This is a genomic window from Dyella sp. SG562 (assembly GCF_011759495.1).
GTDB lineage: Bacteria > Pseudomonadota > Gammaproteobacteria > Xanthomonadales > Rhodanobacteraceae > Dyella_D > Dyella_D marensis.
This window is the reverse complement of the sequence record NZ_JAAOYS010000006.1, coordinates 1-15,403: the sequence shown is the minus strand read 5'-3', so window position 1 is coordinate 15,403 and position 15,403 is coordinate 1. Positions and strand designations below refer to the sequence as shown.

Genomic DNA, 15,403 nt, shown 5'->3' with positions numbered 1-15,403 from the left:
GTGCCGGCTCGGAGAGTCGCGTAGGATTCACAGGCGTTTCACGCTGGGCTCGGTGTGATCCCAGCCTTCGAGTGGTACACCACAAGGATTTGGCAAGGGGAAGAACGATGCGGGTTGGACCAAGGGCTGATGCCCTGATTCGGCACGTTACGGCGGGCGCTTTGTATTGCGCCATGCTATTTCTGATCAGCAAGGTGACCTTTACCCACTGGATCATCGTTACCGGTTTTCATCTGAGTGTGCTTCTCCTGGCGCGATATCGGTATTGGCCGGCGCTTGCTCTCGGTGGCCTGGTTCGCATGGCGTACGTGAGCATCGATTGCTATCCGCAATACGGAGCCTTGTGGGCGACGGTAAACCTGGTGCCAACCATCGCGTATTACATGCCTATCGTTTGGATCTTCCGTGAGCGAGGGCTTCTCTTCCCGCGTCAGGGAACATTCCAGGTTATAGGTCTGGTTCTATGCGCTTTCGTGGTGGCCACGATGGCGACGGGAATCACGCTTGGCCAGTTGCTTCTAACGCCTCTGCCACCGAACTATGTTCTTGACTACGGTCTGGTTGTGCCGCGGCTTGTGCTTGGCAATTTGCTGGGTGTGCTGACCGTAGCCCCCTCCGTGATGGTTATCGCCCAGCTTGTGAGTGAGGCGCAGGGGAAGTGGCGCTCTTGGCTACACAAGGTGGTAGACAGTCGACTCCTGTTCGAGACGGCGTTCTTGGCCATTCCTGTGATGCTGTTCGTTGGGTGGGCTGGCTTCCGTGACGCACAGAATCGACCTGTCGCGCAGATGGCCATGTTTCTCCCGGTCGTATTCTTGGCCCTTCGGCATGGCTGGAAGGGGGCTGCATTTGCTGGCACGCTTGCTAGCGTTGGGACTATGTTGTTGATGCCGGCAAAGGTCGATGCGACCACACTGCAGGCCGAGACGCTGGTGGCCTTGGCTATCGCCACCATGCTGCTTGTTGGCGAGCACGTGGCAGGGCTCCATCGACGGGCGGAGAAAGAGCGCGTGGACTCGCGCATCGCAATGGCGCTTGCGCAGCGAAATATGGAGTTGGGTGAATCGCAGCTACGTGGCGCCGCGGCCTCTCTTGAGCGCACGCGCGAAGCGTTTGATGCCATGTTCAACCATCTTTTCGCTCGCGTCTGCAACTACCTGCCGGTGAACGAAGATCGCTACTATCGGCGGCTTGCGGAGTCAGCGAAGGGGGAGCTCTTGCTTCTAAGCGATGCTATGCATCCGCTGATGTACCGCGATAGAGGGCTACCAGGGATGCTGTCGCAGGGTGCTTTGGCCAGATATCTCGAAGCAGCGGGGATGGCCTTCTCGTGTGATGTGCGAGGACCAGCCAGCATGTTTCACCCGGCAATGCACCTTGTGGCTTATCGGCTCATCTGCGATGCCGTTAGCGATGCCTGTGCCCTGAGGAACGTCTGTGAGGTATTGGTCAAAGTGCGTTGCAGTGCGCGCGATCCGCAACGCATGACGGTACTGGTGCAGACCATCGGTGATCCCGAGCGCGCGGCGCACATTGGCTGGGATCGGCTGCTGCCATGGCTTCGGCTGCTTTCCAGCGGTCTGGGGCGGCGGGCTATCGAAGATCGCGCGGCCACGTATCGAGGCGTTACGCGAGATCGGCCGTTGCCCCTCGGGCGACGGCTGCTCATTTCCCTACAGCATCCTGGCCAACCCCACCCCTGAGCGGGGTTGGCGCATCCATTCATTGCACCTTGATATTGCAAGTGACAGGGTCACCACAGGTGTCGGCGGCGCGGAGCTGCATGGCGCCGTTAGAAAGCGGTGTAACGGTGATAGCCGTGGTGCCGTCATCGTAAATCGGTTTGGGCGCGGCGGCCGGCTGCGTGGCTGCAGGAAGGGTTGCAGGTTGCGAGGGGGTATCGACTAGGTTCGCGTACCGCCCAATGGGAAGGGTAAGGAAGGTACCGCCGGCGCTGCCGACGCTGCCGAGAACGTTCCCATTGATGTCGTTGACCTGGATGTATCGAATCCCACCGAAGTCGAAGACATAGACGTGGAAATTAGGGTTCGTGCTCACATCGGGCGCATTGGGCCAAGACTGGCCAAGCCCAGTGCTGGGTGATGCGGCCACAGCTGTGCCACAAAGGCCGACAGCGAGCCCGACTCCGAAAACTGCGCGTGACAGCAGGTGCATATAACGCGACCCTTTTTGCGTTGATGAAATCGACCGTTCTATCGATGCGGAAATCTAGCACCCGGGTGTGAAAGTGGCATGAGCAGCCCTCCATAGACGCACCGGAAGGGCGCGAGCCTTGTCGGAGGGAGTGCGGGCGCGCGGCCCGTAGGAGTCCGTCTACCAGGGACGCAGGCCTGGTCAGTAATTGACCAACCGGGTTGGTTCGACCCTGGCGCGCGCGGTCGTCCCCCCTCCTCGCCTGCGCACTTCTCCCTTCTCTTTTGACGCAGTAGATGTAACGGCGCCGAGCTAGGATCTACTTGGCGTGGAGGGGGATTCCTCTAGGGCGAGTATTGATGCGGATTGATGCAGGGTTGGAAAGAGTCCCCTGGGCCTGGACCGAACTCCAGTCAAACTCGTTCAAAGATCAGGCAAAGAGTCTGGCGCTGGCTATGGGTTATGCGCATGCGTCCGAGGTATGCCGGCGTGTTGGACTGCGCAAGAAGGCGATTCAGCCTTGCCTTGCTAGGTAATGGAAGACCGCGACGGAGTGCCGCAAGCATTGTTTCGGCAAGATTGATGGCTAGTCTCTCCGTGCCGCAGCCATGGTCCCTAACTAAGCCGATGTCAAGAAGCTGATCAATCACATGCCACAACTCGCGCACTTCGGGAGTATTTCCATTCGGGGCCTGCTCGTACATGGCGTGGCGAATCTCTGGCGCTACTACCAGGTGCAGCCATTGGGCCAGATCGTCGGTGAAGCGGTAGCCCGCCAAACTCACGATTGACCACAGCCCGTCGTCGTCGACCCATGGGGAGCTATCTGCGTCTCCGGCCAGCCAGCACAAGCGCTGGGGATGGGCGGAGGCCACGAAGGCGGTCGCGTCCTCGAGTGACGCTCGGCCGAGTAAGGTGCATAGATCGGTTAGGTCATACCAGGCGACCGCGTCTATCAGCCGAGCACGCAAGGGATGCTGCTTGTAGGTAAAAGCCAGTTGAGTGATGTCCACACGGACCTCGTTATAAGGAAAGACCATCGATCGCGACCCTCAGCTCCTCCAAATGCCCTCGTATTTGTCTAGCCATCACGGTTATAAGCGTCTGGACGTGTTCGTGAGTGACCACGCCAGCATGAAGGCCTACCGCCAGGCTAGCGCCCAAGGTGTCGATGGCGTCCACCTGATCGATGGCGCGGTATAGAGGGGTGGTGATGCAGTCGTCTTTCATGGTGTTACTCCTGCCGTCAGCGTTTCTCCCACCCGTATCGGGGCAGGGAGCGGGGCATCCCGCACCCGGGTGGAAGTCCGCGAAGGTCGTCGTGGACGCGAAAAAAACGAAAGTCCTCGGTCAGCGGACGCCGCTGTGCTTGTCGAGGGAGTTCCCACTACTGACGAGCAAGGACGCGTCGATGGAAATAACCCGCATCACTTTCGCACTTGCCATGGTCCTATCCGCGGATCTCGCTCATGCCAACGAACTCGAGCCGAGCACCACAATGGACATACGTGACCAGCATGAAGGGCTTCCTGCGTCTTACGTGCCTTAGGACTTTGCGCCCACCTCGGGTCACTATCCGGCCGTCGGAGCGCGACGGAGCTAGGGCATCCGACAAGCTGCGCGACGCTTCTTAGGACATGGTCTCAACCGCAAGCTATAGTCGTTTAAAATACGGAAGTAGGGTCAATGAAACTGCACCCAGGCCTTGTCATACGGATCAACAATGTGGTCGCCGCTGCCGTGTCCTCGGAGAATTTCAATATTCTTTCGGTGCGGATTCAAGGCGATGTGATTTCGCCGGAAATCGCCATTCTTGACGTGACTGGTGGCTACTACGGCGACCCCGGAGAAACTAAGCACTTGATTTGGGTGCATAATCGCGAACTCTCCGCATCGGACGAGGTGGAGATCCAGTTTCAGGACATCGCCGCGAGTTCGTATGCCGGGAAGGCTATCGAAGAGATTTATCCCAAAGAGGACGCACCTACAGATGGTCAGCCGTTAGATATGGCGGAACTTGCAGGGTATCTCCGAGAGCAGCCGCGTCTACGTAGGGGTTTTGATCTTCATGTGCGGGTATCTGAAGCGGACCCGCAAATATTCAGTACTCGGGGCCAGGACTACTCATTCTTCGTTTCGATCATGTGGGATTGGAAATCGATCGACTCGGCAAAATTGAGCGTTACAAGTACCACCATTCAAAACGTCGTCGAGCAAAAGCCAGGGACGCAGTACTTACGGCGACGCTTAGGGAGTGGTCAATCAGTACATATACGCATTGTCGGTCAGTAGGATGTGGTACTCGATCTGAAAAGCTGTGCCAGACCGTTTCAGTGCTGCCTGGAAGGCGACGGACCGGTCGAGGTCATCTGACCATCGAAGGTACCAGCGAAAACAGCTTCTGCGGATGGCATGGATGACCGCATTCACCTCCCGCCAGGTGTCTTCGTCGCAGCTGACGGTGCCGTCACTTTCTATCGAATGGGCAGGAGTGCGTCTGGAAATAGGTCAGGGTCGACCTGGTGCCTCCATGGAGTGGAAGCCGTAAGCCGGTAACGAAGACGCCATTGGCGCCGGCATCGACATAGGCCATGGGGTCCGCCGTAGATATCGCCACAGAGACGTTTCCGGGCGAAGCCGGCGGATGTCGGCTAAGGGGGCATTACTGCGATCAGTACACCTGCAGTGACGGAACGGGCAACGTCATTGGGCGCCCCCCGCGATGCAATAACCAAGGCATACCGGAGCTATCCTGGGCGCGCGTGTCGAACTTTTTCCCACCAGCCACGCCTCGGGTGGCTTCGGGGCGGTACATAGCGTGCGAGGAGTTCAATGCGCTCCAGAATTCCAAACAGCAATGCCGGTCGGCGAGGCTCAAGGTCGGCCCATTGACTGATCAAGTCCAACGATGAAACCGTTTGAGCACCTCGACTTTCGGCCGCTGCGATGGCCAGGGCGTCATCTGAGACGAAGACCAGATTGCGGTGTAATGCAACAGCTAGGCACTCGGCTTCGCCGTCGTCAATTTCAATACTCAGATTTGTAGCCGTATCAAGCTCGTTATCACTGAGGTCGGAGAGAATGGCCAGCGGATACTGTTGAAGAAGAAGAGGATGCTCAATCGGGCTGCGAATGATGGTGCCATCGGCCTGCCGGACCCTGACCTCTTTAAATTCCCGCAACGCAGTCGTGGTCGTTGACCACGATGCACCGAAGGTATGGAGTTCCTGTATACCTTCCCATCCGCAAAATAGGTTGATAATGGAACAGGCGTCCAAGCAGTAATGCGTCATGCGTTTGGCTGTCCCCGATAAAGCAGGGATTCACCCAGACTCAACTTGATCACAGATTGGTTGTCCTCGGTCTGCTGCAACCTTGCGAAAGCAAAATCCCTTGCCTCTATGATGGATTTCCGAATCAACTTGGCGAACTGGCTTGTCGTAGTCTTCTGCGATGACCATGCCTCAATTGCAAGCATGAGGTATCGCTCCGGAAAGATTTCGACGGACTCTTTGTCCTCTTGAATTTCGATACCAGCCTCGGTGCGAATGTCTCGGATATTGGCGCCTGAGGCTTGGATATCATTCCAACTGTTCCGCCGGACTAGTCCCAGGGACTCTAAGCGTAGGATCATGGCCATAAGCGACACGCCATAGTAATCGGCGATCCGCAGGACATCGCCGACGTTGACATCACCCTTTTGTTGGTACGTGTCATGGAAACGCCGCTTGATGCCTTCGCCCGGCATAAGAAAGTGCATTGCAAATGCATCGGCGAAACGCTCGTTCTCAGGCTTCCGTTGCATGGGCTCGACATAGTCAACGCCTCGGCGATCTCGGTCGAAGAGAAAATGCCCAAACTCATGGGCAATGGTCCATCGCCTGCGGGCTTGTGGATGCTTACGGTTGACAAGAATGCAATAGCCGAAGTTCTCCACATAGGCATACAAGCCGGCCAACTTTGAATCCAATCCATCGATGAATACGTGTACGCCGATTTCGTCCAGCGTCTTGCGTAACGAACCGATAGGTTCTCGATCGCCGAAGCCAAGACGGCGACGTTGTTCGCTAGCTTGATCTTCGGCAAAACGTTCTACAGGTAGTGGAGTACGTGCGGGCTGAGGAGGAGGGGTGGGCATCGCGTGCCCTTGAACCTTGTCCAGGAGAAACATGTAGTCGTCTACGAACTCCACCAACTTAGCCACAGCAGCTTCAAGCCCGGCATCCTCGCCTTCGCGTTCAACGACAGCACGCAGGTGGGGGGCGACTTGGGTGGGAGGTGCATGCTGGCGCATCAATCGATTGAGGGAGATGTTGTACAGCAGGGCCAGCGCTTTTAGCTCATTGGGTTTGACCTCTCGCGTTCCTTTCTCGATGGCAATAAAAGTGGGGCGGCTGATGTTCAGGTGTTCGGCAGCAATGGCTTGGGAGATGCCTGCGGCCTTTCGGGCCGAAATGAGGCGTTCAACTAGGGATTTCATAGAAGATCCAAGTGGCGAGTTGTGAGCCGCTATGCGGCTTCACGAACTTCAAAGTGCCCGTATGTGTTTAGGGTTTCGAGGGCATGCCTCATCATGAGGTCCTCCATGGAGCTCAGCGGCAGGTGCGTCATGTTTGACAGGATGCGATGACGCTCCAGTCGGCTCCTGACGGAGGGGTGGTGCGCTGCCCAGGCGCGGGCATTCTCCAGATACGTCAAGAGGTAGTCGAGTTCCTTCGGCATGCCGCTGTTGAACAAATCAACGACATAATCTCGTGGGTCATCGACGATCCCAGCAGCATGGAAGGCCTGCCGACGTTCGATGCAGGCGGCACAGTGCCCGCAATGCCGCTTCCCGGATATGCGAAGCGAAGAGTGAATGCACGACCGAGATCGCGTCAGCCAATCGATCATGAGGCGCTTTCCCTTCAGTGGGGCCAGCATCTCCGCCTTTGTTGAATGCAGAAAAGGGAGGGATAGGCAGACCGCCCGATCGAGCGCCAGGCCAACCAGTTGGCTGATCTTTTTCAGAATGCCGGGCTGGGCACCTCGAGTAGACAGTCCGTCGACCAGTCCGCCTTCACATAGTGGAAGGTTAATCGCACCCACACCGTTCTCGAAGACTTCAATATTGTCTACGCCGCAGGCGTCCGCGAGGGTCGCGGCCGTCGCATAGAACAGAAATCCTCGCGCGCGCTGCGACTTCTCCTGGTACTTCATGTTTCCTGCCACACCTCCGATGAGCTTGACCATGAAGGAAGCGTGGTGGGGCGCAGTGGTATTGAGTATCCTCGACAGCAAACCCACTTGTTCGATGCTGTTGGAGCGAATGGAAGATTGATGCCCTACTGTCAGCAACATAAAAGTATCATTGTCATCGATCAATCGATTGGCCAAGCCAGCTGCTGAATCCAGTCCGCCGCTGTAAAGAGCTACTCGGGTCGGGTGAGGCTCTCCTAATTGCAGCAATCCCTGATGAGTCGTCGTCTGGTAGGGATGGGGCCGCTGAGAGAACGACAGTAGCCACGTATCTCCAGTTAGATGCCAGAGGACATCAGTCAGGAGTTCCTTGACAGCAGCTTGAGACCAGAATGCATGATCCCAAACCTCGAATTTTATCCGCAGCGTGCGTAGTCCACACTCGTTCTGATGATCGTTGTCAGTTCGCAGAATCACGCGATCGATGGCGTAGGTGCCTGTTGCAATGGAGATCAAGTCGACCGCACGTGGGGTAGCCGTCTCCATGAGCTGGTGAAGCATTCTCTGCGTGGTAATCACGACGTCCTGTTCGATGGCACCCGTCAGTGAAACGCGACCTGCGTCGTACTGCACCTGGATGGAGGAAGGGTCAGCGCGCATGGGGCTGATCCGCTTGCGGTGGGGAAATGATCAAGGACATGCGTGCTACATCCTTTGGCGCCATGCGGACAGATGGAAAGGGCTTTCTGATCCGACGAACTGGATCACCGCGCAGAGACGTTTCAAGGGTGTCGCTCAGCGCCGGTATGTTGACGGAGAACTCTTGCCTTAGGCTCTTCCGTAACTCGGCCTGTTCCGAAACGGAGCAAAACCGCTGTTCTCGTTTCGCTCTGGCCGTGATCTGATCAATTAGCGTGGAGATGATGCTCTCTGCTGCCGCCCCTGCCAGGTCTTTGGCATCGGCCGAAGGACTGGATCGCAGGGCCGATAGGGTGATGCTAGCAATGCGCTTTTCGGTAAAGGTGGCCACGACCTCTTGTAAAGCCACGATCGAGCCAGTTTCCAGCGCCTTCACAAGTGCAAGGAGTGCGGGCCCTTTGCGCAGTGCCAGCGGCAGCCGACGCACAGCTTCCCGGCAGTCTTCCGCCGCGTTATGGATGAATTGATCTAACGTGCTTAGGGGATCCTGAAGGATCTTTCGGCTACGGAACCAGCGATTTCGATGCCCGAAGTCCAGGGACTCGTTCTCGGCCATGACTGCCTCCTATGGGAAATAGGCTACAGGCCGACCCAGGGAAATGTCAAATTGTTCATCGAGTAATTGGTAAAAATGTAAAGAATGGGCTGGTGCTGATGCTTCACCGGGAGCCACTGCCCCGTTGGTGGCTGCGAGTGCCAAGCTAGATTCGCTATAGATAGGCGCGCGGGAGTAATTTGCATCAAGTTGGTGCAATTGAGGGTCCTGCCGTCATGGAGTGACGATGGGGCAGCGTTGAATGTGCAACGCTCCGCGACTGCCGAGGCGCCGAAAAGTTGAGAGCAGGTATGCAATGGCATGATGCGTCGCACACCTGCTTTGCGCTTGGCCATCTCCTACACTCAAGCTGTCGCTGTCGAAGGGGAACGGCATGGCTGGTAACGCCAAGTTCATCTCGTCTGAGCCCACCAAGGCTTGGTTGTCACAGTTCGAAGCCAAAGACCAGCCTCTGGCCACGGAAATGCTCAGGAAAATGCGGCTCGTATCGCGCGACGCATTTGCGGAAGAGCTTCAAAGGATGATGACTAAGTTGATTGAAGACGGAAAGCCGGTGGCTCTTTACGTCGAGCGCGAAGTGCCGAGGGAGGAACCGTTCGGCTCGCAGCGCGGTGAAGTGCTTCCCTTATTCTCGCAACCGGAGGGAAGTCCGAGGCGCGCTACAGGAAAGTATCCGGCAATGTCAGCCCGGCCCGACAGCTTGGAGACTGGGAGCGAGGGCGTTGTGGGCCAGCTTGTCACAGAGGTGTGTCGTAGCAACCCAACCTTGGCGTTCAATCACCCTGGCCCTGATTCCATTCGTCGTCACAAAATACGAAGAATCGTTTTTGTCACCGACTGTATAGGGAGCGGAAAAAGAATCTGCGAAAACCTTACCGCAGCGTGGAAGGTCGCTTCGGTGCGCAGTTGGTGGTCGAATAGACGCAAATTCGGCATATCCTTTTCCGTCATTGCCTATGCCGCGACGGAACGGGGGCGCAAATTGGTCGAGGAACACCCGGCACTTCCATCCATTGAGCTTGCTGTCCGCTGCCCGACGATTGAGGGAAGTTTCAGTCGAAGCCGCTTCCACTTGGCGATGGACCTTTGCGCACGATATGCGCCGGCTAGTCGCTCATCAAAATTCGACCAGCGAGGTGCCGCTCGTGCTGCCCTGGGTTTCGGGGGGACAGGCGCTCTGATTGCGTTCGCGCATGGTGCTCCGAACAATGTCCCCACAATGTTTTGGCGGGAAAGCGGGACATGGATACCCTTGTTCAAGGGGAGGGTGACTTCGGGAACACGGGAGGCCTTTGTCTCCCAGCTCGATGTCGGAGGTGTTCAAGACCGTTTACAGTCGATGCGTCAGGAGCGTCTTTCCCGAAGCATGCTCTTTTTTCGGCTTGCCGGACCCGCTGGAGCGCTGATTTTGACGCTCGCGGCGTCGGGGCGAAATCCAGGCAACGCTACGGCCATTGCCGAAATGACGGGGCTTACCATTTCGGAGGTGGTGACCTCGACAGACAAGGCCGTCTCTCACGGGTGGCTGGACGGACGTGGCAGGCTCACCGATGCCGGCCGAAGACAACTCGACAGTCTTCGCTCTAAGAAAGTTTCTTCTGAAGAGCCCGTGCAAAAAACGCCGGAAACGGCGTACTATCCAAGTGCGCTGAGGGGGCCAGTTCCTTCTGTTTAGTTCAGCCACTTCGGTGGCGCCAGCGCATGTCTTCCATGCTGGTGGGGCGCAGACTCTGTTGCCTCCTGTAATAGCTCTCGCATGATGCTCAGGCAGGTCACGCAATGGTCGCGAGCGACCGGAGCGAAAGCCTTCCTCCATCGCGTGACCTGTCTCACCCTACGGGTGTCAAAGTAGATGGAAGACTGGCTCCCTCAGCTCTATCAAAAGCAAGGCACTGAGGCGGGCATCGCCCCCCGGGTCCTTGCGAATGCAAACCTCACGGCGAAGAGCATCAGGGCAGTAAATCGCCATGTGCCAATCCTCTTTTCGCTCAATCATCTTGCCGTGCGATGCGGTGTTCCGTACAGTTTTCTGCGCGCAGTAGTCGAGCGGCATGACTTCCAGTTCTACCGGAGTTTCCGTATAAGAAAGCGGCCACTCAAGGGCCGGGTGCGGTTCCGCTTAATCTCCGCGCCGGTTCCCTTCCTTATGAGGGTGCAGCGGTGGATTGCTCAAGAAATATTGAGCAATGGTTACCCTCACGAAACGAGCACCGCGTATGCAAAGAGGTCGTCGCCCCTCAAGGCTGCTGCTTTGCACTGCGATGCAAGATGGCTCATCAAGATTGACGTGATGAACTTCTTTGAATCGATTACGGAGGTTTCGGCATATCGGGCATTTCGACGGTTGGGCTATCAGCCCCTACTCAGTTTCGAAATGGCACGCCTATCAACAAGGGTTCGGAGTGCTCTGAGGCAGCTTCCTTCGCCTTACTGGCACACGCAGGCCCACAGGTGGCCAAAAATCGAGAGCTATCAGTGCTGGCGCAAGGGAGGTCTCCCTCAAGGCGCACCGACCAGCCCGATGTTGGCCAACCTCGCATCCATTGCGCTCGACGAGTGTCTGGCCGAAGTGGCAAGAAAATACAGACTCACATACAGCCGCTATGCAGATGACCTTTGTTTTTCCACGTCGGGGGATTTCTCTCGCAAAGATTGTGCGGGGGTTATATCAGAGGTGTACGCCGGCCTTCGAAAGTTTGGGCTGCGACCTCAAACAATGAAGACAACGGTGTCTCCCCCAGGCGCAAGAAAGGTCGTGCTAGGTCTACTGGTCGACCGGAACACCCCCCATCTCACGCGGGAGTTCAAGGCACGGCTCCGACAGCACCTGCATTATCTAAGGAAAGCAGACGTCGGTCCGGCTCGCCATGCTGAGCGCCGAGGGTTCAGCTCCGTCATTGGTCTCCGACACCATGTGGAGGGGCTTGTCGAATACGCATCTTCCGTAGACGCTGTCTATGGCGAAAGTCGTAGGCGTGAACTGGCGGAGGTGAGTTGGCCGTTCTAAATATGACCCCAAAACAACCGGAGGTCTTGGCTAGCTGCGGTGGTTGTGCATCGTCAGGTGAGCCCGGTCCACAGGCGGGGCGTCGCCAAGCAGATCGATTGTTCGACCGGCCATTCGAAAGGATTTTGGGTCCGACAGAGCGCTCTAGACGCCGGCGAAATGTCTGGAGAAAAGTCAGTCAGGCCTTCCATCCCCATTTGAGTCGGTCATACAGGGTTGCGACTTTTCGAAAATTGCTCGCGTAGGGCGAAGTCTTGTAGTCCATCTTTGCTTCATTCTTCCGCAGGAAGTCCAGCAGGACATCGAGGTCTATCTTGTCCACTGACATCCATGGAATATAGAGGGATGCACTTTCGGCGGTGCAGGAGTCGATGAGCTCTTGGAGTGACATGTGACGTCGCTTAAAAAAACCAGCGGCGTAACTTTTGACTCTGAAATCTTCGAGGGGTCTAAGGACCCACTTGTCGAGCGGAAGGCCTGACTTGCGATAGGCCTTGAGGTCAACGATTCCAGTTTCAGCCAAATATTTAAATACGGGAATGTTTTTAGTGCTCTTGCCGACCGGCTGGATGACGTTTTCCAGGATTTGCTTGGGGTCGAATTTCTTGCCGTCATGGAGCAGGTCGCTGAACAGGTCGATGGCTTCGATACGGCCGTAACCAACCTCTCCAATGCCTTTCCCTGCCAGTTCCGTGACGCCAACGCCGACGAGAAACTCGACCTCTGCATTTTTCTCGACCTCCTCATAGTCGATTACGCAAAGCTTCTTCTCAGGTTCGGCAGACTTCACCAAAGAGTACAGTTGCTCTTTGCAATATCGAAGGACGCGGGCTGGGATTTTCCTCCTGACGGCCCCGAGCGCAGAGTAGACCGGCTTGAAATCATCGGATCTCACGAGCACCAGCGGAATCTGTACTCCGTCAATTGTCAGGTAGGTATCCGAAATGCCGGCAGAATCTCCCGATTCCAAGCGCTGGACAAAGATGAGGTTCCGGCGAAGTTTCTCCACATTCTCCTTGCCAATGCACAAAGAGATGGCGCGAAGAAGACCGAGAATGTTTTCGTCCGATATCGAGTAGCCTAGAAAAACTATTGGGTGCTCGACAAAAATTGTGATGAGCTTTGCTGCGAGATAGGCGTTGCGTTCTTGGAACGTTTTGTAGTCATCGCTTGTCAACACCAGGGAAGAGGGGGCTGTCGAGCATCCATGGATTTTGTAAATCTCACCAATTTGCTGTGGATTGGAGAAGAGCAGCTCTTCTTGTCCTATGAACACTCGATAGTCGGGGAAAATTTGTTCGAGCAAAAGGTCCCAGTTTGTTGTGATGACACCGTCGACGTTAAGGCCTGCCAGCAGTTCGATTTCCTCGGCATATTCGGAGGCCTTCGCTTTTTTTTGGTCGAGGGTCGACAGGTAGCGAGAGATTTCGAGACGAAGCGCCGATGTAATGCCGGACATCTTTCCCTTATCACGAGACACAGCGTCTGCATACTCAGGGGCGGACCACCAGTGTTCGTTAAATGCTTCGGCCAGCAGCGAGGCCGCCTTGGGATAGTCCCCATCAGCTGATGAGAGGTAGTACTCAAAGGGCCTGCCGGCCACACAAAAGCGTGACAAGAGACCCTTCCAGTCCTCTAGACCGACATATCGCCTAGAGAACCCTGAGCCCACGAATAAAAAGGGCCCGGCCTGCCCGGTCCGTAGTATCTCGGTAAGTCCTTTTTCGATGCTCAATGAAGCTCTCCTTCGGTGGATAGCAACAGCGATTTACGCAAAGCTTTTTCCTTGGCGGCATCTTCCGGTGTCGTGGTTATCCTCCCTTGGTGAAGCGCCCCTGGTCCGGGGTGCATTCGAGTCTGGTCCAGTGGCACTTAGCGCATAATAGCCTTACAAAAGTCCCGTTTCGGGTATCGCGCCGTCTGACCCCTTGTCTGGCTTTCTTATTGAGCCAGTGGTACGCCCCCGCTTTCGTAGACGGTTAACAGATCTCGAACCGGATTCATTTCGCGACGCAGAAACTATATGGGTCAGACACCTAAGGCTTGGGTACTTACCTCTTCTGCGCCAAGCCATTGCCCTGTCTTGCGGTGAACGCGCAGTGCCCGCGGGTGACCGCCGTGCGGTACCAGAACCAGATCCAACGCAGAGCCGGCATTTTCGCCAGGCTCGACACCCACGCGATACACCACAATGCGGGCAAAGGTGTCGGCGACCAATTGCCGAGCTTTGAGACGTGCATCGTAATCTTGGCTTTTCACCCCGATCACCAGCTCACGCCAAGCGTCGGCGGTCGTGGGCACCTTCCGAGATATGGCCGCCCATTCCGCGTCGGCGTCAGCCACCTCTCGCCGCAGCCGCTCCCCTTCATCCTCCAGTTCGCGGACCTTACGCAGGATGATTGCAGGCGCTGCACCGTCGTCCTGCAGCAAGGCGTCGGTCAAGCGCTTGAGTTGCGCCTCTACGTCGGCGACGCGTGCCTTGGCGGTGGCGAGCTTCTGGCGGGCGGGTGGGTCTATGGCGCCGCGATCCAGTAGGGCATCCAAGTTAATCTGGTCCGAACAGAAGTCCAACAGCGCCCGCTCGATCGGGGCAATGCTCGTGCTGCCACCCACCGGGCAACGGCGGTACGCCTGCCCGGACCCGCAGGAGAGGCGACGGTAGGTGTCATGGAGCCGGCCGTCATCGTCTTTTTTTCGACTCATGAGGTTCTGGGCCACCATGGCCGACCCGCAGTACCCGCAATGGGTGCGGCGTAGGCCAGTAATGATGCCGGGCAGTTCGCCTTTACCCTTGCGCCGGCCTGGCTGTCGGATTTGGCCCTGCAGTTCGTCGAATGCCTCGGGACTCAGCAGAGCCGGGTAGTAGTCGGGCAGGGCGTAATCGACCCCATCGACCGTCAGGGTTTTCGTGCCCCGCAGGGCGGGCAGGCGAAACAGCTTATAGAGATGGGTTGCCCGGCTCCCCTTAGTCGAGACCGACAGCCCGGTCGCATTGAGACGATCCACGATGGCCACCGCCCCATGCCCGGCCCGGAACAGGTCGGTGGCCATACGGACGGCTTCGACCCGTTCCGGGATCAGCTGCCAGCCACCCGCCTGCCAAGCCAGCCACTGGGGATCCCGGCCATTGCGGATACGGCCGCGGTAAGTGCCGTCGAGCCATTGCTCGCATTGACGTCGAATGGCCGCTTTGACCCGCTTGCTCTTGGTATCGCTTTCCTCATGAGCTCGGATCATCACCAGCAGGCTATGGACCAGATCCATGGGGTTGGCTTTGAGTCCCTCCCGGTTGTATTCCCGGCCATCGCTGGCGGTCACCACGGTGATGCCGGCATTGATGATTTGAGCCAGTTGTGCCTGGGCCTGGAGCGGTTCGGCGCGACTCAAGCGGTCCAGGCCCTCCACGACCAGCACGGACCCGGCGCCAATGCGGCCCTCGTCCACCGCGCTAAGGAAGGTGCCCAAGGCCCCCTGTTTCACATGGCGCTGGTGGTAGGCGCTCAATCCTTCATCACGGAGGGAGAGCGATGCATCGAGCTGCAGCTGCCGCGTCTAGGCCCAAGTGGCCGCATACTCGGTCTGGCGGTCGGCACTGCTGCCGGTGGACTGGCGAGCGTCACTGAAGCGTAAGTAGCTATAGACCTTGATGTTTGTATCCACGTGAAGCATCGATCCCTGAGCAAGCTGCGAAGTCTATATGTGATCTCATTTGGTTGCCCAAAGAAGAAGTAACCAAGAAGAAAGGGCACCCTGCTTGGCGCCCTCAGCAGCAAAGCTGCTGAGGGTCCGTGAGGGCTGGCCGGGCTTTT

At 57.1% G+C, this 15,403-nt stretch carries 12 protein-coding genes; 3 read left to right on the top strand and 9 right to left on the bottom strand.

Annotated features, from left to right (window positions below):
- Positions 1 to 107: 107 nt before the first annotated feature.
- Positions 108 to 1,703 (top strand): MASE1 domain-containing protein, encoded by a 1,596-nt coding sequence (locus tag FHW84_RS12760; protein WP_279589737.1) that lies wholly within the window; start codon positions 108 to 110, stop codon positions 1,701 to 1,703.
- Positions 1,704 to 1,722: 19 nt separating this feature from the next.
- On the opposite strand, the gene FHW84_RS12755 is transcribed toward FHW84_RS12760, so the two are convergent.
- The 3 genes from FHW84_RS12755 to FHW84_RS12745 all read right to left on the bottom strand — a co-directional run bounded on the left by FHW84_RS12755 (position 1,723) and on the right by FHW84_RS12745 (position 3,384).
- Positions 1,723 to 2,058, bottom strand: a complete 336-nt coding sequence (locus FHW84_RS12755; protein ID WP_243868093.1) for a hypothetical protein — start codon at positions 2,056 to 2,058, stop codon at positions 1,723 to 1,725.
- A gap of 509 nt (positions 2,059 to 2,567) precedes the next feature.
- Entirely contained in the window at positions 2,568 to 3,167 is a 600-nt protein-coding gene (locus FHW84_RS12750) for a hypothetical protein (protein ID WP_167256055.1), read from the bottom strand.
- A 10-nt stretch (positions 3,168 to 3,177) separates the two neighbouring features.
- Positions 3,178 to 3,384, bottom strand: coding sequence for a hypothetical protein (locus tag FHW84_RS12745; protein ID WP_167256053.1), 207 nt, complete (start codon positions 3,382 to 3,384; stop codon positions 3,178 to 3,180).
- A 456-nt stretch (positions 3,385 to 3,840) separates the two neighbouring features.
- Here FHW84_RS12745 and FHW84_RS12740 point away from each other — a divergent pair, with 456 nt between their 5' ends.
- A complete protein-coding gene (locus FHW84_RS12740) occupies positions 3,841 to 4,446 on the top strand; it encodes a hypothetical protein (protein ID WP_167256051.1) in 606 nt (201 codons plus the stop codon).
- A 455-nt stretch (positions 4,447 to 4,901) separates the two neighbouring features.
- Here FHW84_RS12740 and FHW84_RS12735 read toward each other — a convergent pair whose 3' ends face one another.
- From FHW84_RS12735 to FHW84_RS12720, 4 genes are read right to left on the bottom strand one after another with little or no spacing between them, the layout of a single operon-like run.
- Positions 4,902 to 5,447, bottom strand: a complete 546-nt coding sequence (locus tag FHW84_RS12735) for a hypothetical protein (protein ID WP_167256049.1) — start codon at positions 5,445 to 5,447, stop codon at positions 4,902 to 4,904.
- Positions 5,444 to 6,634: an XRE family transcriptional regulator gene (locus FHW84_RS12730; protein WP_167256047.1), complete on the bottom strand. Its 1,191-nt coding sequence runs from the start codon at positions 6,632 to 6,634 to the stop codon at positions 5,444 to 5,446. The genes FHW84_RS12735 and FHW84_RS12730 overlap by 4 nt, the downstream gene beginning before the upstream one ends.
- Before the next feature lie 29 nt (positions 6,635 to 6,663).
- A complete protein-coding gene (locus FHW84_RS12725) occupies positions 6,664 to 7,992 on the bottom strand; it encodes a 7-cyano-7-deazaguanine synthase (protein ID WP_167256045.1) in 1,329 nt (442 codons plus the stop codon).
- Positions 7,982 to 8,587, bottom strand: coding sequence for a hypothetical protein (locus FHW84_RS12720; protein WP_167256044.1), 606 nt, complete (start codon positions 8,585 to 8,587; stop codon positions 7,982 to 7,984). Before FHW84_RS12720 ends, FHW84_RS12725 begins: the two co-directional genes overlap by 11 nt.
- Before the next feature lie 373 nt (positions 8,588 to 8,960).
- Here FHW84_RS12720 and FHW84_RS12715 point away from each other — a divergent pair, with 373 nt between their 5' ends.
- The gene (locus tag FHW84_RS12715) at positions 8,961 to 10,262 is read left to right on the top strand and encodes a hypothetical protein (RefSeq protein ID WP_167256042.1); all 1,302 of its coding nucleotides are present in this window, start codon (positions 8,961 to 8,963) and stop codon (positions 10,260 to 10,262) included.
- Between the two features lie 1,510 nt (positions 10,263 to 11,772).
- Here FHW84_RS12715 and FHW84_RS12705 read toward each other — a convergent pair.
- Together FHW84_RS12705 and FHW84_RS12700 are read right to left on the bottom strand one after the other, a co-directional pair.
- On the bottom strand, positions 11,773 to 13,329 hold the full coding sequence (locus FHW84_RS12705; RefSeq protein ID WP_167256038.1) for an SIR2 family protein: 1,557 nt from the start codon (positions 13,327 to 13,329) through the stop codon (positions 11,773 to 11,775).
- 293 nt (positions 13,330 to 13,622) lie between these two features.
- Positions 13,623 to 15,098, bottom strand: coding sequence for a recombinase family protein (locus FHW84_RS12700; RefSeq protein WP_243868092.1), 1,476 nt, complete (start codon positions 15,096 to 15,098; stop codon positions 13,623 to 13,625).
- Between the last annotated feature and the right edge of the window lie 305 nt (positions 15,099 to 15,403).